The organism is Moorella thermoacetica (genome assembly GCF_001267405.1).
Taxonomy (GTDB): domain Bacteria; phylum Bacillota; class DSM-521; order Neomoorellales; family Neomoorellaceae; genus Neomoorella; species Neomoorella thermoacetica.
Genome location: NZ_CP012369.1, coordinates 108,319 through 123,614, shown reverse-complemented (window position 1 = coordinate 123,614; position 15,296 = coordinate 108,319). Strand labels below are relative to the sequence as shown.

18 protein-coding genes are annotated in these 15,296 nt (G+C 57.3%); 2 read left to right on the top strand and 16 right to left on the bottom strand.

Features of this window, described 5'->3' with window-relative positions:
* The first annotated feature begins 182 nt into the window (after positions 1 to 182).
* The gene (locus MOTHE_RS00665) at positions 183 to 692 is read left to right on the top strand and encodes a CGGC domain-containing protein (RefSeq protein WP_011391675.1); all 510 of its coding nucleotides are present in this window, start codon (positions 183 to 185) and stop codon (positions 690 to 692) included.
* Here the strand turns inward: MOTHE_RS00665 and MOTHE_RS00660 are convergent.
* The 10 genes from MOTHE_RS00660 to MOTHE_RS00615 all read right to left on the bottom strand — a co-directional run bounded on the left by MOTHE_RS00660 (position 679) and on the right by MOTHE_RS00615 (position 8,413).
* Positions 679 to 864 (bottom strand): DUF951 domain-containing protein, encoded by a 186-nt coding sequence (locus tag MOTHE_RS00660; protein WP_025773685.1) that lies wholly within the window; start codon positions 862 to 864, stop codon positions 679 to 681. The genes MOTHE_RS00665 and MOTHE_RS00660 overlap by 14 nt on opposite strands.
* 61 nt (positions 865 to 925) lie before the next feature.
* Entirely contained in the window at positions 926 to 1,786 is an 861-nt protein-coding gene (locus MOTHE_RS00655; RefSeq protein WP_011391673.1) for a HEAT repeat domain-containing protein, read from the bottom strand.
* 13 nt (positions 1,787 to 1,799) lie between these two features.
* Positions 1,800 to 2,381, bottom strand: coding sequence for a sulfurtransferase-like selenium metabolism protein YedF (gene yedF / locus MOTHE_RS00650; protein WP_011391672.1), 582 nt, complete (start codon positions 2,379 to 2,381; stop codon positions 1,800 to 1,802).
* Between the two features lie 112 nt (positions 2,382 to 2,493).
* The gene (locus MOTHE_RS00645) at positions 2,494 to 3,924 is read right to left on the bottom strand and encodes an aminopeptidase (protein WP_053095194.1); all 1,431 of its coding nucleotides are present in this window, start codon (positions 3,922 to 3,924) and stop codon (positions 2,494 to 2,496) included.
* A gap of 70 nt (positions 3,925 to 3,994) precedes the next feature.
* On the bottom strand, positions 3,995 to 4,705 hold the full coding sequence (locus tag MOTHE_RS00640) for a hypothetical protein (RefSeq protein ID WP_011391670.1): 711 nt from the start codon (positions 4,703 to 4,705) through the stop codon (positions 3,995 to 3,997).
* A 14-nt stretch (positions 4,706 to 4,719) separates the two neighbouring features.
* Positions 4,720 to 5,529: a 3-methyl-2-oxobutanoate hydroxymethyltransferase gene (gene panB, locus MOTHE_RS00635; RefSeq protein ID WP_011391669.1), complete on the bottom strand. Its 810-nt coding sequence runs from the start codon at positions 5,527 to 5,529 to the stop codon at positions 4,720 to 4,722.
* A 276-nt stretch (positions 5,530 to 5,805) separates the two neighbouring features.
* Positions 5,806 to 6,261, bottom strand: a complete 456-nt coding sequence (locus tag MOTHE_RS00630) for a DUF441 domain-containing protein (protein ID WP_053094543.1) — start codon at positions 6,259 to 6,261, stop codon at positions 5,806 to 5,808.
* Between the two features lie 73 nt (positions 6,262 to 6,334).
* Positions 6,335 to 7,066, bottom strand: a complete 732-nt coding sequence (locus MOTHE_RS00625; RefSeq protein ID WP_025773678.1) for a 2-phosphosulfolactate phosphatase family protein — start codon at positions 7,064 to 7,066, stop codon at positions 6,335 to 6,337.
* Positions 7,067 to 7,194: 128 nt separating this feature from the next.
* Complete coding sequence (gene comA, locus MOTHE_RS00620) at positions 7,195 to 8,010, bottom strand: phosphosulfolactate synthase (protein WP_011391666.1); 816 nt, start codon at positions 8,008 to 8,010, stop codon at positions 7,195 to 7,197.
* Positions 8,011 to 8,137: 127 nt separating this feature from the next.
* Positions 8,138 to 8,413: a YqhV family protein gene (locus tag MOTHE_RS00615; protein ID WP_011391665.1), complete on the bottom strand. Its 276-nt coding sequence runs from the start codon at positions 8,411 to 8,413 to the stop codon at positions 8,138 to 8,140.
* A gap of 74 nt (positions 8,414 to 8,487) precedes the next feature.
* Between MOTHE_RS00615 and MOTHE_RS00610 the strand changes: the two genes are divergently transcribed.
* Positions 8,488 to 9,708, top strand: coding sequence for an MFS transporter (locus MOTHE_RS00610; RefSeq protein ID WP_011391664.1), 1,221 nt, complete (start codon positions 8,488 to 8,490; stop codon positions 9,706 to 9,708).
* A 36-nt stretch (positions 9,709 to 9,744) separates the two neighbouring features.
* Here the strand turns inward: MOTHE_RS00610 and phoU are convergent, their stop codons facing one another.
* The 6 genes from phoU to folP all read right to left on the bottom strand — a co-directional run bounded on the left by phoU (position 9,745) and on the right by folP (position 15,107).
* On the bottom strand, positions 9,745 to 10,449 hold the full coding sequence (phoU, locus tag MOTHE_RS00605) for a phosphate signaling complex protein PhoU (protein ID WP_011391663.1): 705 nt from the start codon (positions 10,447 to 10,449) through the stop codon (positions 9,745 to 9,747).
* A gap of 70 nt (positions 10,450 to 10,519) precedes the next feature.
* On the bottom strand, positions 10,520 to 11,278 hold the full coding sequence (pstB, locus tag MOTHE_RS00600; protein ID WP_011391662.1) for a phosphate ABC transporter ATP-binding protein PstB: 759 nt from the start codon (positions 11,276 to 11,278) through the stop codon (positions 10,520 to 10,522).
* 22 nt (positions 11,279 to 11,300) lie between these two features.
* The gene (gene pstA / locus MOTHE_RS00595) at positions 11,301 to 12,233 is read right to left on the bottom strand and encodes a phosphate ABC transporter permease PstA (protein ID WP_011391661.1); all 933 of its coding nucleotides are present in this window, start codon (positions 12,231 to 12,233) and stop codon (positions 11,301 to 11,303) included.
* Complete coding sequence (gene pstC / locus MOTHE_RS00590; RefSeq protein WP_053095193.1) at positions 12,230 to 13,132, bottom strand: phosphate ABC transporter permease subunit PstC; 903 nt, start codon at positions 13,130 to 13,132, stop codon at positions 12,230 to 12,232. Before pstC ends, pstA begins: the two co-directional genes overlap by 4 nt.
* 129 nt (positions 13,133 to 13,261) lie before the next feature.
* The gene (locus tag MOTHE_RS00585; protein WP_011391659.1) at positions 13,262 to 13,786 is read right to left on the bottom strand and encodes a phosphatase PAP2 family protein; all 525 of its coding nucleotides are present in this window, start codon (positions 13,784 to 13,786) and stop codon (positions 13,262 to 13,264) included.
* A 112-nt stretch (positions 13,787 to 13,898) separates the two neighbouring features.
* Complete coding sequence (folP, locus tag MOTHE_RS00580; protein WP_011391658.1) at positions 13,899 to 15,107, bottom strand: dihydropteroate synthase; 1,209 nt, start codon at positions 15,105 to 15,107, stop codon at positions 13,899 to 13,901.
* Positions 15,108 to 15,296: the final 189 nt, after the last annotated feature.

Below are 15,296 nucleotides of genomic sequence, written 5' to 3'. Positions count from 1 at the left end.
TCCCAGGGGCAAGGTTTTGTAAGGCGTATTAGCTCTCCTTTATATTTCGTAAAATTATTAAGTTGGGTTACTGGCAAATTCCGACATGATTTTTGGGTTAGATGTGCTAAACTACTCTTGTTGTGAAAATAAGCTGCATAAAACATAAATTGTCAACAATTGTAAAAAGGAGTTCTCTTAAAATGTTACGCGTTGGTATTATTGCTTGTCGAGATTACTGGAAGAAGGGTTGTCCCGGTTATCAAGCCCACATCCTCTGCTTCCTGGCCCGGGAAAAGCATCAAGGACCCCTGGGCGAGCTGGAGGGAGCAAATATTGTAGCCATGCAACCCTGCCCGGGTTGCCCGGGAACCGGTCGCCTGGCACTGGCCCGCAGGATGATCGCCCACGACAGGGTCGACTGCTTTGTTTTCCCTTCCTGCCTCTTCTTTAACAATCACTGCCCCACAGCCGCCAGCCACGCCAGGGCCATCGAGGCGGCCACCGGCCGGCCAGTTTTGCTGGGGAGTTACCTGGAGGCTGCCAGGGCCCGTTCCTGCGCTTCGGTGATTATCAAGCCCGGTGATATCCCCAGCATCACCGAGTGCCGCCAGCGGCTCCTCAACCTTAACTATTTACAATACCTCTATGACCGGCAGGCGAGCGCCCCCCGGAAGGCCCTGCAAATCCTTACGCTCCTCAAGATGGCTTAGGCAAAACCTTCTTGATACTCTTTTCCGCCTTTACCCGGGGTATGAGGATTAACCGGCCGCACCCCAGGCAGCGCAGGCGAAAATCCATCCCCACCCGGAGGATTTCCCACCGGTCGCTGCCGCAGGGGTGGGTTTTTTTGGTCTGGACGATATCACCTATGTGAAAATCCATGCTGCAGTTTTCCTCCGAAAACCTTCTATTCCCTCGCTGCAAAACATAGAAGCTCAAATTTTCAAATCTCCCTGGCGGCAGCGACTTCCTGCAGGGCTGCCGCCGCTGCGGCCCGGACTTCCCAGGCCCCGTCGTCCAGGCAGGCCTGGAGTTGTTTTCTAGCTTGCCGGTATTTCAGTCGTCCCAGGGCCCGGGCCGCCGCTGCCCTTACCCCGGCCTCCGGATCCGCCAGGGCCAGTTGCAGGAGTGGAGCGGCCCGTGCCAGGCCCATCTCACCCAGGGCCCGGGCCGCCGCTTCCCGGACCGGTGCCGGGCCCCTTTGCAGGCAATCTTCAAGGTCCGGGAGGGTCCGGGGGTCTTTAAATAATCCCAGGATGGCTATCACCCGGACCGCCAGTTCCGGCGCACTCTGTTTCAGGAGCGCCAGCAGGGGCGGGATACTCACCGGGCCCAGGGCCAGCAGTATTTCGGCCACCCTGGCCGGCGGCCAGCGCCGGGGTTCCGCCAGGGCTGCCAGCAGGGGTTCCAGGCAACGTGGGTCCCGCAGGCGGATCAGGGCTGCCGTTGCCGCCAGCTGGACACCCTCTTCCCTCTCCCCCAGGGCCTCGAGGAGGGGTCCCAGGGCCCGCCCCACCTCCATCTCGCCCAGGATGGTAGCCGCCGTAACCCTGGCCCCGGCCCGGCCCCGGGCCAGGAGCTCCAGCCAGCGGTCAACAAACCCCTCTTCTTCTGCCAGGGATACCAGCTGGCTCCGGATATCCGGCCCCAGCCGGGGCCAGGCAGCGATTAGCAAAGGGGCCAGCTCCAGGGGGTCCAGCAGTGAGAGTTGACGGCGCAAGCCCCGGCCTATTCTACCCCGGCATTGCTCCAGGTCTGTTATCAGGTGCTGCCGGTCCCGGCGGCGCCAGCCCGGCCACAACAAGGGGAATCCCCCCTCACAGGGAAATTACCTTCTCCGCTGCCATCAGGTGCTCGACAATGGTGTACATATTGGTAACGCTACCGACACAGAGTTTATCCTTGAGGTGATAGTAGTCCAGGCAGGTACCGCAGGCCAGGAGCTCCACTCCCTTTTGCTCCAGGGCCAGGAGGCTGTCCAGGACGGGTGAGCCCTGGCAGCAGAGCTGAACCCCGCTGTTGAAAAAGAGCACCCGGCGGGGCAGCACCTCTGCTTCACTCAGGCTGTAGAAGAAGTTGCGCATAAGGATGCTGCCCAGTTCTTCGGAACCGCGGCCCAGGGTAGCGGAACCGACCAGTAACACCTGGCCGGCAGTTAAAGACACCCCCGTCGTGGGCATGGCTCCTTTGCGGATCCGGATGTAGTAGTCACTCCCTTGTTCCTTAACCTCAGCCTCCCAAGCCATGCTCCGGGCCAGTTTCAGGACATTATCCCTGGCTACTTCGTTATCAACAATGGTCACCAGCTCGGTTTCTGGCCCTAGAGATTCCATGGCCTTTTTGGTCTGGATAACCGGCTGGGGACAGGCCAGGCCCCGGGCGTCGACAACCTTTTCCACTTCCGCCAACCCCTTTCTAAAAGAAAAGCACCTGGCGCAGAGCGCCTATGAGGTGCTGCTTTTATTTTTATTAAGTTTTCTACAGGGATAGTCGGTTTTCCTGCTGAACCTTTTAACTGGCAAGGAAGGCGCCATAGGCCCGGTAAGCCATATAGATATCTACTTTGCTGGCGATCTCCAGGGGGGCGTGCATGGAGAGGAGGGCCGGACCGCAATCGGCGACATCCAGGCCGAAATAGGCCAGGAACTTGGCAATGGTGCCCCCGCCGCCAGCGTCTACTTTACCCAGTTCGCCACTCTGCCAGATGACGCGGTTGTGGTTAAAGATATCCCTTAACCGGCCCATGAACTCGGCGCTAGCATCATTGGCATCGTATTTACCCCGGGAGCCTGAGTATTTATTGAGGACTACGCCGTATCCCAGGAAAGAGGCGTTATACATATCAAAGTAATTTTCGTAGGTAGGATCCACCCCGGCGGTTACGTCGGCGGATATAGCCTGGGAATTGGCCATTATCCGGCCGACATTGACGATACTGGCCGAACCCATACGGGCCGCCAGCTCCGTCAGGGCATACTCCAGGAAGCGGGAGTGGGCGCCGGTGTTGCCGGTACTGCCGATCTCTTCTTTATCGACCAGGAGTACCAGAGCTGTATGGCCGGGGTTCTCCAGTTCCAGGACGGCCTGCAGGGCGGTATAAGCGCACACCCGGTCGTCCTGGCCGTAGGCCCCTACCAGGGAACGATCCAGACCCAGGTCCCGCGCCGGACCGGCCGGTACCAGTTCCAGTTCGGCGGTGATGAAGTCTTCTTCCACCAGGCCGTAACGCTGGTTCAGGAGCTGGAGGATAGCCAGGCGGATCTTATCCTTGAGCTCTTCTTCACCCTCAAAGGGCAAGCTGCCAACCACCAGGTTCAGGTCGTCGCCGCTTAAGGCTTCTTCCATATTCTTTTTCATCTGCTCCTTGGCCAGGTGGGGCAGGAGGTCGCTGACGCTAAAGATGGGATCGCCGGCGTCTTCGCCGATTACCACTTCCACCCGGCGACCGTCGCGGAGCATGATCACGCCATGGAGGGCCAGGGGCAGGGCGGTCCACTGGTACTTCTTGATCCCCCCGTAGTAGTGGGTTTTAAACATGGCCAGACCGTCCTTTTCATACAGGGGCATGGGTTTCAGGTCCAGGCGCGGGGCGTCGACATGGGCCCCGACCAGCCTGATCCCTTCTTCCAGGGGAGCAGTACCGGCTATCCCCAGGAGCATGACCTTATCTCGCCAGGTTAAAAAGAAGCGGCTGCCGGGATCCAACCCCCGGCCGGAGGGAATATCGTTCAGGGAGATAAAGCCGTGACCCCGGGCAGCCTCCAGAGCGGCCCGAATGGCCTCTCGCTCGGTCTTGGCCCGGCTTAAGAAACCCTTATACCCCTCGGCAAAGGCAAAGACCTTTTCCCTGGTACCTGGCTCCAGGCGCTCCCAGGCGCTCTTACGGGGCAGACCCAGTTCTTTTTGTAGTTTCTTACCCCTGCTTTCTTCTCTTTCAGCCATTTTATCCATTCCTCCTTTTAAATGCCGGGACGGGGTTGGCCAAAACCCTATGGTTCCCGGCTGCCGGCTTCTAAATTAGGGTATGCAGTAAAGTGGCCAGCCAATCATAAAAATCGCCCAGTATGGCTGCTACCCCGGAGCTATGCAGTTGCCTAACCAGGGGTAGAAATACGGGGGCTGCCGTCATGGACGGAATGGTGAAGAGGGAACGCAGGATGCCGATGGCCAGGGCCAGACCGAAGGCCGGACCCAGGACACCCAGGAGCAGCCCCAGCCCCCGGTCAGCCATTTCCACGGTTCCTCTGGTCCCCGGGGAAAAACGCCGGGCAATATGCCGCAGGAGAAAAAAGCTGCCGTAAAAAAGGACTACCAGGATCAGCAGTTCCAGCCCCAGAAAGGCTATCTGCCCGGCCAGTACCTGGCCCACGGTTCCCCCGGAGGCCCTGTCCAGGGCACCCAGCAGGTTTTGCTGTACCGGCCCCGGCAGGGGCAGGCCGGATAAAAAACTCTCCGTTTGCCGGATGGCCGGCGTGCTCAGGGGCTGGTTCAGTACCGCTCCAGGCAGAGGTAGACGGGAGGCCAGTTCCCCGCCCCAGCGGCCGGTTAGGTGCCAGGTTTGATTCACAATTTCCGCCAGGGGCCGGGAGTAAATGGCAGACACCAGGCCTGCCACCAGGTAGCTGATCCACCCGGCCAGCAGGTTCACCAGGCCCAGGCGGTAACCCCGCCAGGCACCCCGGGCCAGGATTATAAGCAGGATCAAGTCCAGGTAATTCAGCACTGGGCGGCCATCCTTTACTTAAAGCTGTGCTCCTGATCCGGGAATTTACCCTGGCGCACCTCGTCCCGGTATTTTTCCAGGGCGGCGACTGTCGCTTCAGCGAGATTGGCGTACTGTTTGACGAATTTGGGGCGAAAACGGTCAAAGAGGCCCAGGAGGTCGTGGTAAACAAGCACCTGGCCGTCACAATCCGGCCCGGCGCCAATGCCGATGGTCGGCACCGGTAAAGCGGCCGTTATCCGGCGGGCCAGGTCGGCCGGGACACACTCCAGGACCAGGGCAAAAACCCCTGCCTCCACCAGGGCAGCCGCATCGGCGGCAATCTTCTCCCCTTCGGCCTCGCTCCGTCCCTGGACCCGGAAACCACCCAGCTGGACAGCCGACTGGGGTGTCAGACCCAGGTGTCCCATAACCGGGATTCCGGCGTTCACTATGGCCCGGACCGTAGGCACCACGGCCTGTCCCCCTTCCAGTTTTACGGCGTCGGCTCCGCCCTCCTTGATCAACCGGCCGGCGTTATAGACGGCATCGGGTACGCTGGTCTGGTAGGATAGGAAGGGCAGATCGGCCACCACCAGGGCAGCAGGATTGGCCCGCACCACTGCTTTGGTGTGGTGGATCATCTCGTCCATAGTTACAGGTACAGTGCTTGAATAGCCCAGGACTACCATTCCCAGGGAATCCCCCACCAGGATCATATCCATACCGGCCCTATCGGCCAGTAAAGAGGATGGGTAGTCGTAGGCAGTTACCATGGTAATCCTCTCGCCCCGCTCCTTCATGGCCTGGAGCTGGGGCAGGGTTACCCTGGAGCGTTGCGCCATCTTTATTCCCCCTCAATCCATCTATTGCCATTATAGCAGTAAAAGCGTTTTTTCGCCAGTTTACCCGGCGCCTGTTGGCCATTAAAAAATCCCCCTGGGGGGGATTGGCTACCGGTTCGTCCCAGGCGGGCAGCTCCGGCGGCGCGGTCTCGGGATGGGGCACACTGTTGGGCTCCGGGGCTTCCCGGGGCCAGTCAGGTATAATGATGCGGTTTACCAGTTTTACTGCACCTGCCTTTTTTACTTAGTCTGCCCACCCGGCACCTGGCTATGCGGTCACCGCAACCAGGCCATTAAATGGACCAGGAGGGCAGCGATACCCCCGGCCATGAGGGGGCCAACCGGTATACCGCCAAAAAAGGCCACCCCAATAATGGAACCGATAACCATACCGATCATCATCTGGGGGAAGCGTTGCAGGAGCTCCAGGCCCTGGCAATTCATATGGGTGGCGATGATGCCGCTGGCGATGGCAATTAACCCCGGCAAGGAGACAAAGGATTGGAGCATGTCTCGGGGAGCTACCCGGCCGGAAGCAAAGGGAACCAGGATCGAAACCACCAGAAAAATAAGGCCGGCCTCCAGGGCCCGGCGTTCGAGGATAGGATAAAACCTTTGCAGGCTGGTAAATTGCAGCAATAAAAGAAAGGCAGCCGCCGCCGCAATAACATTGGAGCGGCCCAGAATACCGAGCAGCATTAGCAGGATAAGAATTACGGTCGCTGCGCTCATGAAGCCAACGCCCCTTGTACCGGCCATTCATTCCCATTATATGCCGGGGCGTTCGTTGCAAGAACCGGGCCTCCTATTCTGTTCCCCGGTCCGGACTTTTGATAATTCCGCTGCTGTATACCGGGACAATGGTCGTGATGTCCACCTGGGCACAGTATTCAACATCATCCTCCATGCCCAGGCCGGCCAGGAGCTGGCCATGGTAGCTGGCTTTCATGGCTGCTTCCGGGTCTTCTCGGTGCAAACGGTAGTAATCCCGGGCCACCCGGGCACCGTCGCGAAGGGTAAAATCTCCCTGGTTGCCCAGTTCATCTACCAGCAGGCCGGCCGTTAAAAAATCCTCCAGGGAAAAGCGATCCCTCGTACCGGCGCAGATAATTGTTATATCCGCGGCGCCGGCGGCGGCAACCCTGGCTACCGCCGGACCGTTGATCATGGCTCCCAGGAGAACCTGCCGCCCGCTGGCGGCACGACGAATGGCCCGGGTGCCGTTGGTGGTGGTTATGATTAGCCTTTTGCCGGCCACGACGTCGGCCGTATATTCCAGGGGCGAATTACCCAGATCAAAACCTGGTATTTTCAGGGCGTTACGTTCACCGCCCAGGAGTACCCGGTCGTCTTCCAGCCGTTCGCGCATTTCGATGGCTTCTTCTGGAGTCAGGACGGGGATAATTTCCAGGCAACCGGCAGCCAGGGCTGCGGTGATGGTGGTCGTAGCCCGTAGGACATCGATTACTATGATGGTTTTGCTGTTTATGGTCTCATCAGGTATACCATTCAGGGTAGTAAAAACTTCGATCTCCATATCTTTACCTCCAATCATCACCAAGCCCTGTATATATTCGCACCGTCAGGCCTAAATTCCTGCCAGCCGTATCTACCTTTCCCACAGGCTGGAGATATTTCCCGGAGCCGCGCAGTCCAGTATTGTGCTTAACTGACTCCCTCCCGCACCAGAGTCGTCCGCAGGGTGTCTCCCCGGAGGCCTACCCGCAGGGCTTCCAGGGCCAGTACGTCCCCGGGCTGAACGTTACCCAGGTTGACATTAGCCCCCAGGTTTATGATTAAGACCTGCTGTTGCTGTTTCTGGGGTGCTTCCCAGATGATCCGGTCCAGGTCGCCGATGCCCTCGATCAGGTAGGCCAGGGTGTCCTCTTTAACGACGCCGCGGCTGTCGTAGATTACCACCCCCTGGCCGGACTCCCGGCCTTCAACGATCACATAATCGGCCCCGGCCTCCAGATCCATGGCTATCTGGCTCAAAATATGGGTATCGCTCAGGGCGTCCCGCGGGTCCTTCTTACCGACCTCGGTTATGACGCCAAAGCCAGCAGCCCGGGCCTGGCGCAGGGCGGCATACCGCAGGGTGCGGCTGAGGTCAATAGTGCCGTCCGAGATTTCAATAAAAGTGTACCCCAGCTCCCGTGCCGTCTGAAGGTAGAGGGACAGGCGGCCCTGGAGGACGGCCACTTCAAAGAAGGTGCCGCCGGGGAAAATGTCAACGGCGTGGGAACGAGCCAGGCGGATCTTCTCCCGCAGGATGTCCGCCGGGTAAAAAACTGAGGTGCCAAAGCCGAGCTTAATAAAGTCGATATAGGGCGCTGCCACCTCCAGCAGGTCTTTAAACTCCGTCAGGCCCAGGCCCTTGTCAATGACCATGGTCTTTCCCGTCCGGCGTGGTTTTTGCTGGCGACCGCCAATGGGAAACTCCAGGACATCCCGCCAGGCACTCTGATCCTTATACTGCATATAAAGTCGCCCCTTCTTGATTATTTTTTCTGGCTGCTTTTTTATCTTTATGCCTCCGGCGGGAAAGGGGTAACAGGTGGCGGGGCGGTAGTTTTTCACAGGTCCGAGGACTGTGCCCCCACCATCTTTAATGCCTGACACCATAAAAAATCAAACCGACTCCCAGGATAATGGCCAACATCTTTTCGGGGTGGATTTTTCCGGCCAGGCCCCAGAGTCCCAGGGCCATAACCAGCATCATGATCGTCGGGCCGACCAGGGCCAGGGTGGCATTTATTTTTAAGGCCGCCTCAACCTGGTTTAATTTAAGCATCAGCATGGCCGCCGTTAACTCGATTAAACTCGATAATACCCGCATGGCTGCCATGGCCAGGACATGCTTGTCCGGTAGAAAGAAAAACATGGCATCTCCTCCCGTTATCTTTTATGCTGCGGGAGGGCAAAATAGAAGCAGGCCCGAAGGAGGAATGAGCGAAATTGAAAGCATCTATGAAATTACCCTTTGCTATCCTCTGTACTGTTCCCTTCATTATGGTCCTGGGTAACTCGATGCTGGTTCCCCTGTTACCCCTGATGCGTTCGAGCCTCAATGTTACCCTGGTCCAGGTGAGCCTTTTCATCACGGCCTTCTCCCTGCCGGCCGGGATAGTAATCCCTTTTGCCGGCTTTCTGTCCGACTGCTACGGCCGTAAAACCATCATGGCCCCGGCCCTCATCATCTACGGAGCCGGCGGGATCCTGGCCGGCCTGGCCGCCTGGCTGGTAGCCTCCCCCTATTACCTGATCCTGGGTAGCCGCATCCTGCAAGGTATCGGCGCCGGTGGCACCTACCAGCTGGCTATGGCCCTGGCCAGTGATATCTTCCAGAGCAACGAGCGAACCAAAGCCCTGGGCCTGCTGGAGGCGGCCAATGGCCTGGGTAAGGTCGTCAGCCCCATTGCCGGCGCAGCCCTGGGCCTGCTGCTGTGGTTCGCCCCCTTTTTTGTCTATGGAATTCTGGCCATTCCCATCGGCCTGGCAGTATGGTTTCTGGTCCGGGAACCTGAACAGGGGAATAAAAACAAGACCGATTTTCATAGTTATTTCCATAACCTGGGGCAGGTCCTCCAGGAGAAAGGTCTTTCCCTCATGGCCAGTATCCTGGCCGGGATGATTGTTCTTTTTATTTTGTTCGGGGTCTTGAGTTATGTATCCGACCTGCTGGAAGGGAGGTACGGCGTCACAGGCATCCGCATCGGCCTGCTCATTGCCATCCCTGTAGGAACCATGGCCCTGACTTCCTATTTATCCGGCAGTTACTTACAGAAAACAGCCGGCAACTTTCTCAAAATCGTAATCATTGCCGGCCTGGTGCTGGAAGCCGCCGCTCTGGTGATCATGGGCTTCTTTGCCAATATTTATATCTTTTTCCTGGCTATGATCCTCATGGGTTTCGGAACGGGAATTGTCCTACCGGCGGTCAATACCCTGATTACCAGCGCTTCCGCCAGGGAACGGGGTGGTATTACCTGTCTTTATGGCTCGGCCCGGTTTTTTGGCGTCGCCCTTGGGCCCCCGGCCTTCGGCCTGGCCATGACCCTGGGAAAGTTACCCCTGTTCCTCGGAGCCGCCGTGCTGGTGGGGATTATTGCCTTTTTGACTATTGCCTTTATCCAGACCGAAAAGATGCTCCCGCCGGAATTACTGCCGGGACATTAAAAACCCCGGGGTCGTGAGACCCCGGGGTTTTCCCCTTCAGTCATTTAGTTCTTTTCGTTCGCCCGTGACCAGGTAAATGGCATCCTCGGCGATATTGGTCGCATGGTCGGCAATGCGCTCCAAGTAACGGCTGACAAAAAGGAGATGGGTGGCCTGATTGATTGTTTTGGGGTCTTCCATCATCAAAACCAGTAGCTCCCTGAAAACCTGATTGTGGAGGGAATCTATCTGATCATCCGCCCGGGCAACCCTGTAGGCCAGTTCGGTGTCTTCGCGCACGTAAGCGTCCAGGGATTGTTTGACCATCACCTGGGCCAGTTCGGCCATACGGGGAATATCTATCAACGGCTTGATCAGCGGTTGACCCGTGGCCAGGATCCTCTGGGCCGTACGGGCGATGTCCACCGAGTAGTCGGCCATCCGTTCCAGGTCGGTGATGATCTTGAACCCGGCGGCGATTTTACGTAAATCCTTGGCCATGGGCTGCTGGGTGGCAATCAGCTTTAAACACTGGTTTTCGATCAGGAGTTCCAGGTCGTCGACAACCACGTCCCCCTCAACTACTTCGGCCGCCATTTTGTCATCCTGTTTAGCGAGGCATTCAACCGATTTGGCAATGGTTTGCTCCACAATACTGCCCATCCGCAGGATATTCTGCTGTAACTCTTCCAGGGAATTCTGGAAGCCCTGCCTGGTGGTCGAGGCCATGGCCAGCCCTCCCGTAAGTTTATTACCTTCCATTATACTCACCTCCCTGTCTTTCTACTACTTATCATTCTTAAAAAAATACTGCTCCCATGTAAAAGGAGCGTTAACCGAAGCGCCCGGTGATATAATCCTCCGTCCGCTTGTCCCGGGGTTTGGTAAAGATGATCTCTGTCTCATCGTATTCTACCATTTCCCCGTTAAGGAAGAAAGCCGTATAATCGGAAACCCGGGCCGCCTGCTGCATGTTATGGGTCACAATGACAATGGTGTATTTTTCTTTCAAGTTATGAATTAGTTCTTCAATCTTTAATGTGGAAATGGGATCCAGGGCCGAGGAGGGCTCGTCCATCAGGACGACTTCCGGTTCCACGGCCAGAAGCCTGGCAATGCAAAGGCGCTGCTGCTGGCCCCCGGATAACCCCAGGGCCGAATGGCGCAAACGGCCGGCCACTTCGTCCCACAGGGCAGCGGCCTTGAGGCTGCGTTCAACAATCCCATCCAGTTCCCGGCGACTGGTTATACCGTGAATCCTGGGCCCGTAGGCGATATTATCATAGATGGACATGGGGAAAGGGTTGGGACGCTGGAATACCATCCCTACTCGCTTACGCAGGGCCACCACATCGACCTCGGGGGCGTAGATATTCTGCCCATCCAGGAGAATTTCCCCGGAGATACGGACCCCATCAATCAGGTCATTGAGGCGGTTCAGGGTCCGCAGGAAAGTGGATTTACCGCACCCTGAGGGACCGATAAGGGCTGTTACCGCATGAGCCTGTATTTCCAGGTTGACATCCTTTAAGGCCCTGTTGGAACCATAGTAAAAGTTTAAATTATTGATGGTAATTTTCGGTTGCGCCATTCTCTGGCATGCCTCCTACAGCCTAACTGGCCGTCATGCGCCGGTACAAAACGTTTCCCAGCCAACGGGCCAATAGATTAAATACCAAGACAACGATAATCAAGAGGGCGGCGGAACCGTCGGCCACCCGCCTGACATCGGGAATTAACCCCTCCGAGTTGATTTTCCAAATGTGAACTGCCAGGGTAGCCGCCGGCCGGAAAGGATTTAAGGGGGAGTTGGGATGCAGGGGGTTCCAGTCGCTGAAATCCAGGACCGGGCTACTCATTCCGGCGGTATACAAAAGGGCAGCGGCCTCGCCGAAAACCCGGCCGGCGGTAATGATCCCGCCCGTTACCAGCCCCGGGAAGGCGGCCGGCAAAACTACCTTCCAGATGGTCTCCCAACGGGAAGCCCCCAGGGCCAGGCTGGCCTCTTTGAGGTCCCTGGGTACTGCTTGAAGCGCTTCCAGGCTGATACGCACCATTACCGGTAAATTCAAGACCGTCAGGGCCAGAGCCCCGGCCATCAGGGAGTACCCCCAGCCGGTGCTGACGACAAAAACTAGCAGGCCAAAAAGGCCAACGACAATGGAGGGGAGGGAAGCCAGGGTCTCGATGGAGAGATTTAATGCCGCCAGCAGGTAATTAGTCGCCCTTTTGCTACGGGGCAGAGCAAGGGCCGGGTTTACGTCGCCGCTGCCAGCGTATTCCGCCAGGTAAATACCGGCCCCTACACCCAGGGGAATGGTAAAGAGCATGGATAAGACCAGGAGGTAAAAGGAATTAAAGAGCTGGGGCCCAACACCGCCGCCGGCTTTAAGATTCTCCGGCGGCCGGGTAATAAAAGCCAGGTCGAGCCACTTGCCCCCTTTAAACAGCACGTAGCCTACCAGGACGCCCAGCAACACCAAAATAATACCCGCTCCCAGCCAGAAAAAAAATGTTGCCACGTGATCCACCAGTCGAGCTTTCACCGGTAAACCCTCCCCTTGCCTACCAGTCGAATAAGGATAATAAAGCCGAAGGTAATAAGCAACAGGAGGAGACTCATGGACCAGAGGGCGTTATTCCAGGCCGTGCCTGGTATCGTATAACCCATATCAATGGTTATGGCGCTGGTCAGGGTGGTCATGGGCGACAATATGGAGGTCGGCAGGCTGCGGGTATTACCAATGACCATTTGCACCGCCAGGGCCTCCCCGAAGGCTCTGGCCAGCCCCAGCACTATGGCGGTCATAATGCCCGGCCTGGCCGCCGGTAAAAGGACCCTGGAGATCGTTTGCCAGCGGGTGCTGCCCAAAGCATAAGCAGCCTCCTTGAGATCCCTGGAAAGGGAACGCAGGCTATCGGCGGTCAAGCTGACGACGGTGGGGATAATCATCACCGCCAGGACCAGGCAACCTGCCAGGAGGCTGAAACCAAAGGTATGCAATTCGCGCCGCAGGAAGGGTACAAGGAGGCTCAGGCCAATCCAACCGTAGACTACCGAGGGGATACCGGCGAGGATTTCGACGGCCGGTTGCAGCACTCTTCGCCCCCACCTCGGAGCGATTTCGACCATAAAAACGGCGGCCACAATGCTTAGCGGGCCACCAATTAAGACCGCCAGCAAGGAGACGGCAATTGAGCCTACCGTAAAGGCAAGAGTACCGACCAGGGGACCTCCCTCACTCAGAGGGCGATCCGGTTGCCACTTGGTGCTGAAGAGGAATTGCCAGGGATTGATGTGATTGGCAAAGAACGTCGCCAGTCCCTGGAGGGCGATAAAAACAACGATGGCCACGGTAATGACAATCAACAGGGCTGCGCAGGCGAAAGTTAAATAATGGCCCAGGTATTCCCGGTAGAGTTGCTTTCGCCTGGTCGCCGTCATGGTACCAGTACCGCGCTGCACCGGTAGACCCACTCCCTATCTTCGGCCAAAATTCGACCTTTAATACCATTATAAATTATATGCCAGCCCTGTTAAGGTTTTATTAGTATTTTGTTAAGCTTAGGTTAATTACCAGGGCCAAGAGTGAACTATATAGGCAAAAAGGGCGCCCATGGTAGCTCCTCCCAGGACATCCGTAGGATAGTGCATGCCCACATACATGCGGCTGATGCCCGTCAGCCCGGCGAGGGCTACCAGAGGCAAGGTAAGGGCTGGAAAATTAAGGGCAAAAATAATAGCCAGAGAGAAGCTGGCCGCAGTATGCCCAGATGGGAAAGAGTAGTCCTGCCAGGGCCTGGCCAGGTAACGGGCCCCGGGCAGGGCCAGGTAAGGGCGGCAGCGACCTACCCAGTTTTTAAACAATCGGACCATGAGGTGACTCCCTGTCAGGGCGAAAAAGGCCTGCCAGCCTGCCGCCCGGGCCTGCTCCCGTCCCAGGATGGCTGTAGCCAGGGAAAAAAACAGGGCGAAAGCTGCACTCCCGAGTATGGTAAAGAAGGGCATAACCCGATCCAGGAAAGAGCACTGCAATCGCTGGTTGACATAATAGAAAAGGTAATAATCCCCCGCCTGCACCCAGCGCCTGATATTCATGCCGGGGCCTCTCCCTTTTCGTCAGATTACCCTTCTATTTTACCTTACCGGCATTTCCTGCGACAACCCGGATACTGTAAAACTTTTGTTAAGAGCACCCATGGGGTTACGCTCATCGGGTAGAGCCCTTTTTTCGGCGAACTATAGCGTCGGTCATCCGGGCTACCCGCACCATGGCCCGGACGTCGTGGACGCGAACGATATCCACGCCCCGGGCAATACCCAGGGCGACGGTGGCTGCCGTTCCCTCCAGGCGCTGATCAACGGGCAGGTCCAGGGTCCTGCCGATCATTGATTTACGGGAAGTTCCCAGCAGGACCGGTTTCCCCAGGACCTTAAACTCCTCCAGACGCCCCATCACCTCCAGGTTCTGGTCCAGGTCCTTTCCAAAACCGATACCCGGATCGACAATAATTTTTTCCGGGGGAACGCCGTTGTCCTCAGCCATTCGGATGCTCTGGCGCAGGAAGGTAAGGATGTCAAACATCAGGTCCTTGTAGCTGGTCCCCTCCTGGTTATGCATAAGGACAACTGCCGCCTGGTACTGGCCGCAAACCCGGGCCATTTCCGGGTCAGCCCGGAAGCCCCAGATATCATTGATTATGTCAACTCCCATCTCCAGTGCCCGGCGAGCAGTACTGGCTTTATAGGTATCTACCGATATGGGCACCTTGATTTCCCGGGTCAGGCGTGTCAGGACGGGCTCCAGGCGCCGCCATTCCTCTGCGGCACTCACCGGTTCATGACCGGGACGGGTGGATTCCCCGCCGACATCGATAATGTCAACCCCTTCAGCGACCAGCTGATGGGCGTGTTCCACCGCCGCACCCGGGTCATAGAATTGGCCACCGTCGGAAAAGGAATCCGGGGTGACATTGACGATGCCCATAACCAGGGTCCTCTTACCCAAAACCAGAGGACCCCGGGGACAACCTATTTTCCGGACGTCGTTCCTTTCCCAGTTGGCCAGGGTAGTTTTAATACCAGCCGCAAGTTTATCTAAGCCGAAGCCCTGGACGGGAAGTTTCGCCACCAGGAGTTCCAGCTGGCGCCGGGTGGCGAAAATGAGCACATCGGTCTTATCTACCGACCAGCCGGCTACCCCGGCAGCCATGGCGGCCTCGCCGCCCCGGGCCAGGATCTCCTGCTTGAGGATATTGGCCGCCCGGGCCGGTACATCCTTGAGTTTGAGGCAGTAGAAGCAGGCCTTAGGAAGCATCAGGTCGATCCCTCCCGCGTCAGCACCTACTTCCTGCATCAACCTGGCGGCAGTGGCGGCATCGGCTACGGTAATAACTTCTATCTCGTCATGCCAGGACATAAATCGTTCCTCCTCCGGTAAACAGAGTTCTAACATGAATGATATCTTTTTGCATTTTCGTGGTTCATGGGCGGTGGCGCAGCCCCTATGATAGGTACGGCTTGGAAAACCAGCTTCTTAGATTATATCATTCTCATATAGACAGCAAAAACCCCACTCCCTGGAGGAGTGGGGTAGGGATAGGCTTTA

Coding starts and splice junctions, on each gene's coding strand:
- MOTHE_RS00665 (WP_011391675.1), top strand. CDS start 183: ATGTTACGCGTTGGTATTATTGCTTGTCGAGATTACTGGAAGAAGGGT.
- MOTHE_RS00625 (WP_025773678.1), bottom strand. CDS start 7,066: ATGGAGATCGAAGTTTTTACTACCCTGAATGGTATACCTGATGAGACC.
- MOTHE_RS00660 (WP_025773685.1), bottom strand. CDS start 864: ATGGATTTTCACATAGGTGATATCGTCCAGACCAAAAAAACCCACCCC.
- pstC (WP_053095193.1), bottom strand. CDS start 13,132: ATGACGGCGACCAGGCGAAAGCAACTCTACCGGGAATACCTGGGCCAT.
- folP (WP_011391658.1), bottom strand. CDS start 15,107: ATGTCCTGGCATGACGAGATAGAAGTTATTACCGTAGCCGATGCCGCC.
- phoU (WP_011391663.1), bottom strand. CDS start 10,449: ATGGAAGGTAATAAACTTACGGGAGGGCTGGCCATGGCCTCGACCACC.
- MOTHE_RS00615 (WP_011391665.1), bottom strand. CDS start 8,413: ATGTTTTTCTTTCTACCGGACAAGCATGTCCTGGCCATGGCAGCCATG.
- panB (WP_011391669.1), bottom strand. CDS start 5,529: ATGGCGCAACGCTCCAGGGTAACCCTGCCCCAGCTCCAGGCCATGAAG.
- MOTHE_RS00585 (WP_011391659.1), bottom strand. CDS start 13,786: ATGAATATCAGGCGCTGGGTGCAGGCGGGGGATTATTACCTTTTCTAT.
- MOTHE_RS00630 (WP_053094543.1), bottom strand. CDS start 6,261: ATGAGCGCAGCGACCGTAATTCTTATCCTGCTAATGCTGCTCGGTATT.
- pstB (WP_011391662.1), bottom strand. CDS start 11,278: ATGGCGCAACCGAAAATTACCATCAATAATTTAAACTTTTACTATGGT.
- MOTHE_RS00645 (WP_053095194.1), bottom strand. CDS start 3,924: ATGGCTGAAAGAGAAGAAAGCAGGGGTAAGAAACTACAAAAAGAACTG.
- comA (WP_011391666.1), bottom strand. CDS start 8,010: ATGCAGTATAAGGATCAGAGTGCCTGGCGGGATGTCCTGGAGTTTCCC.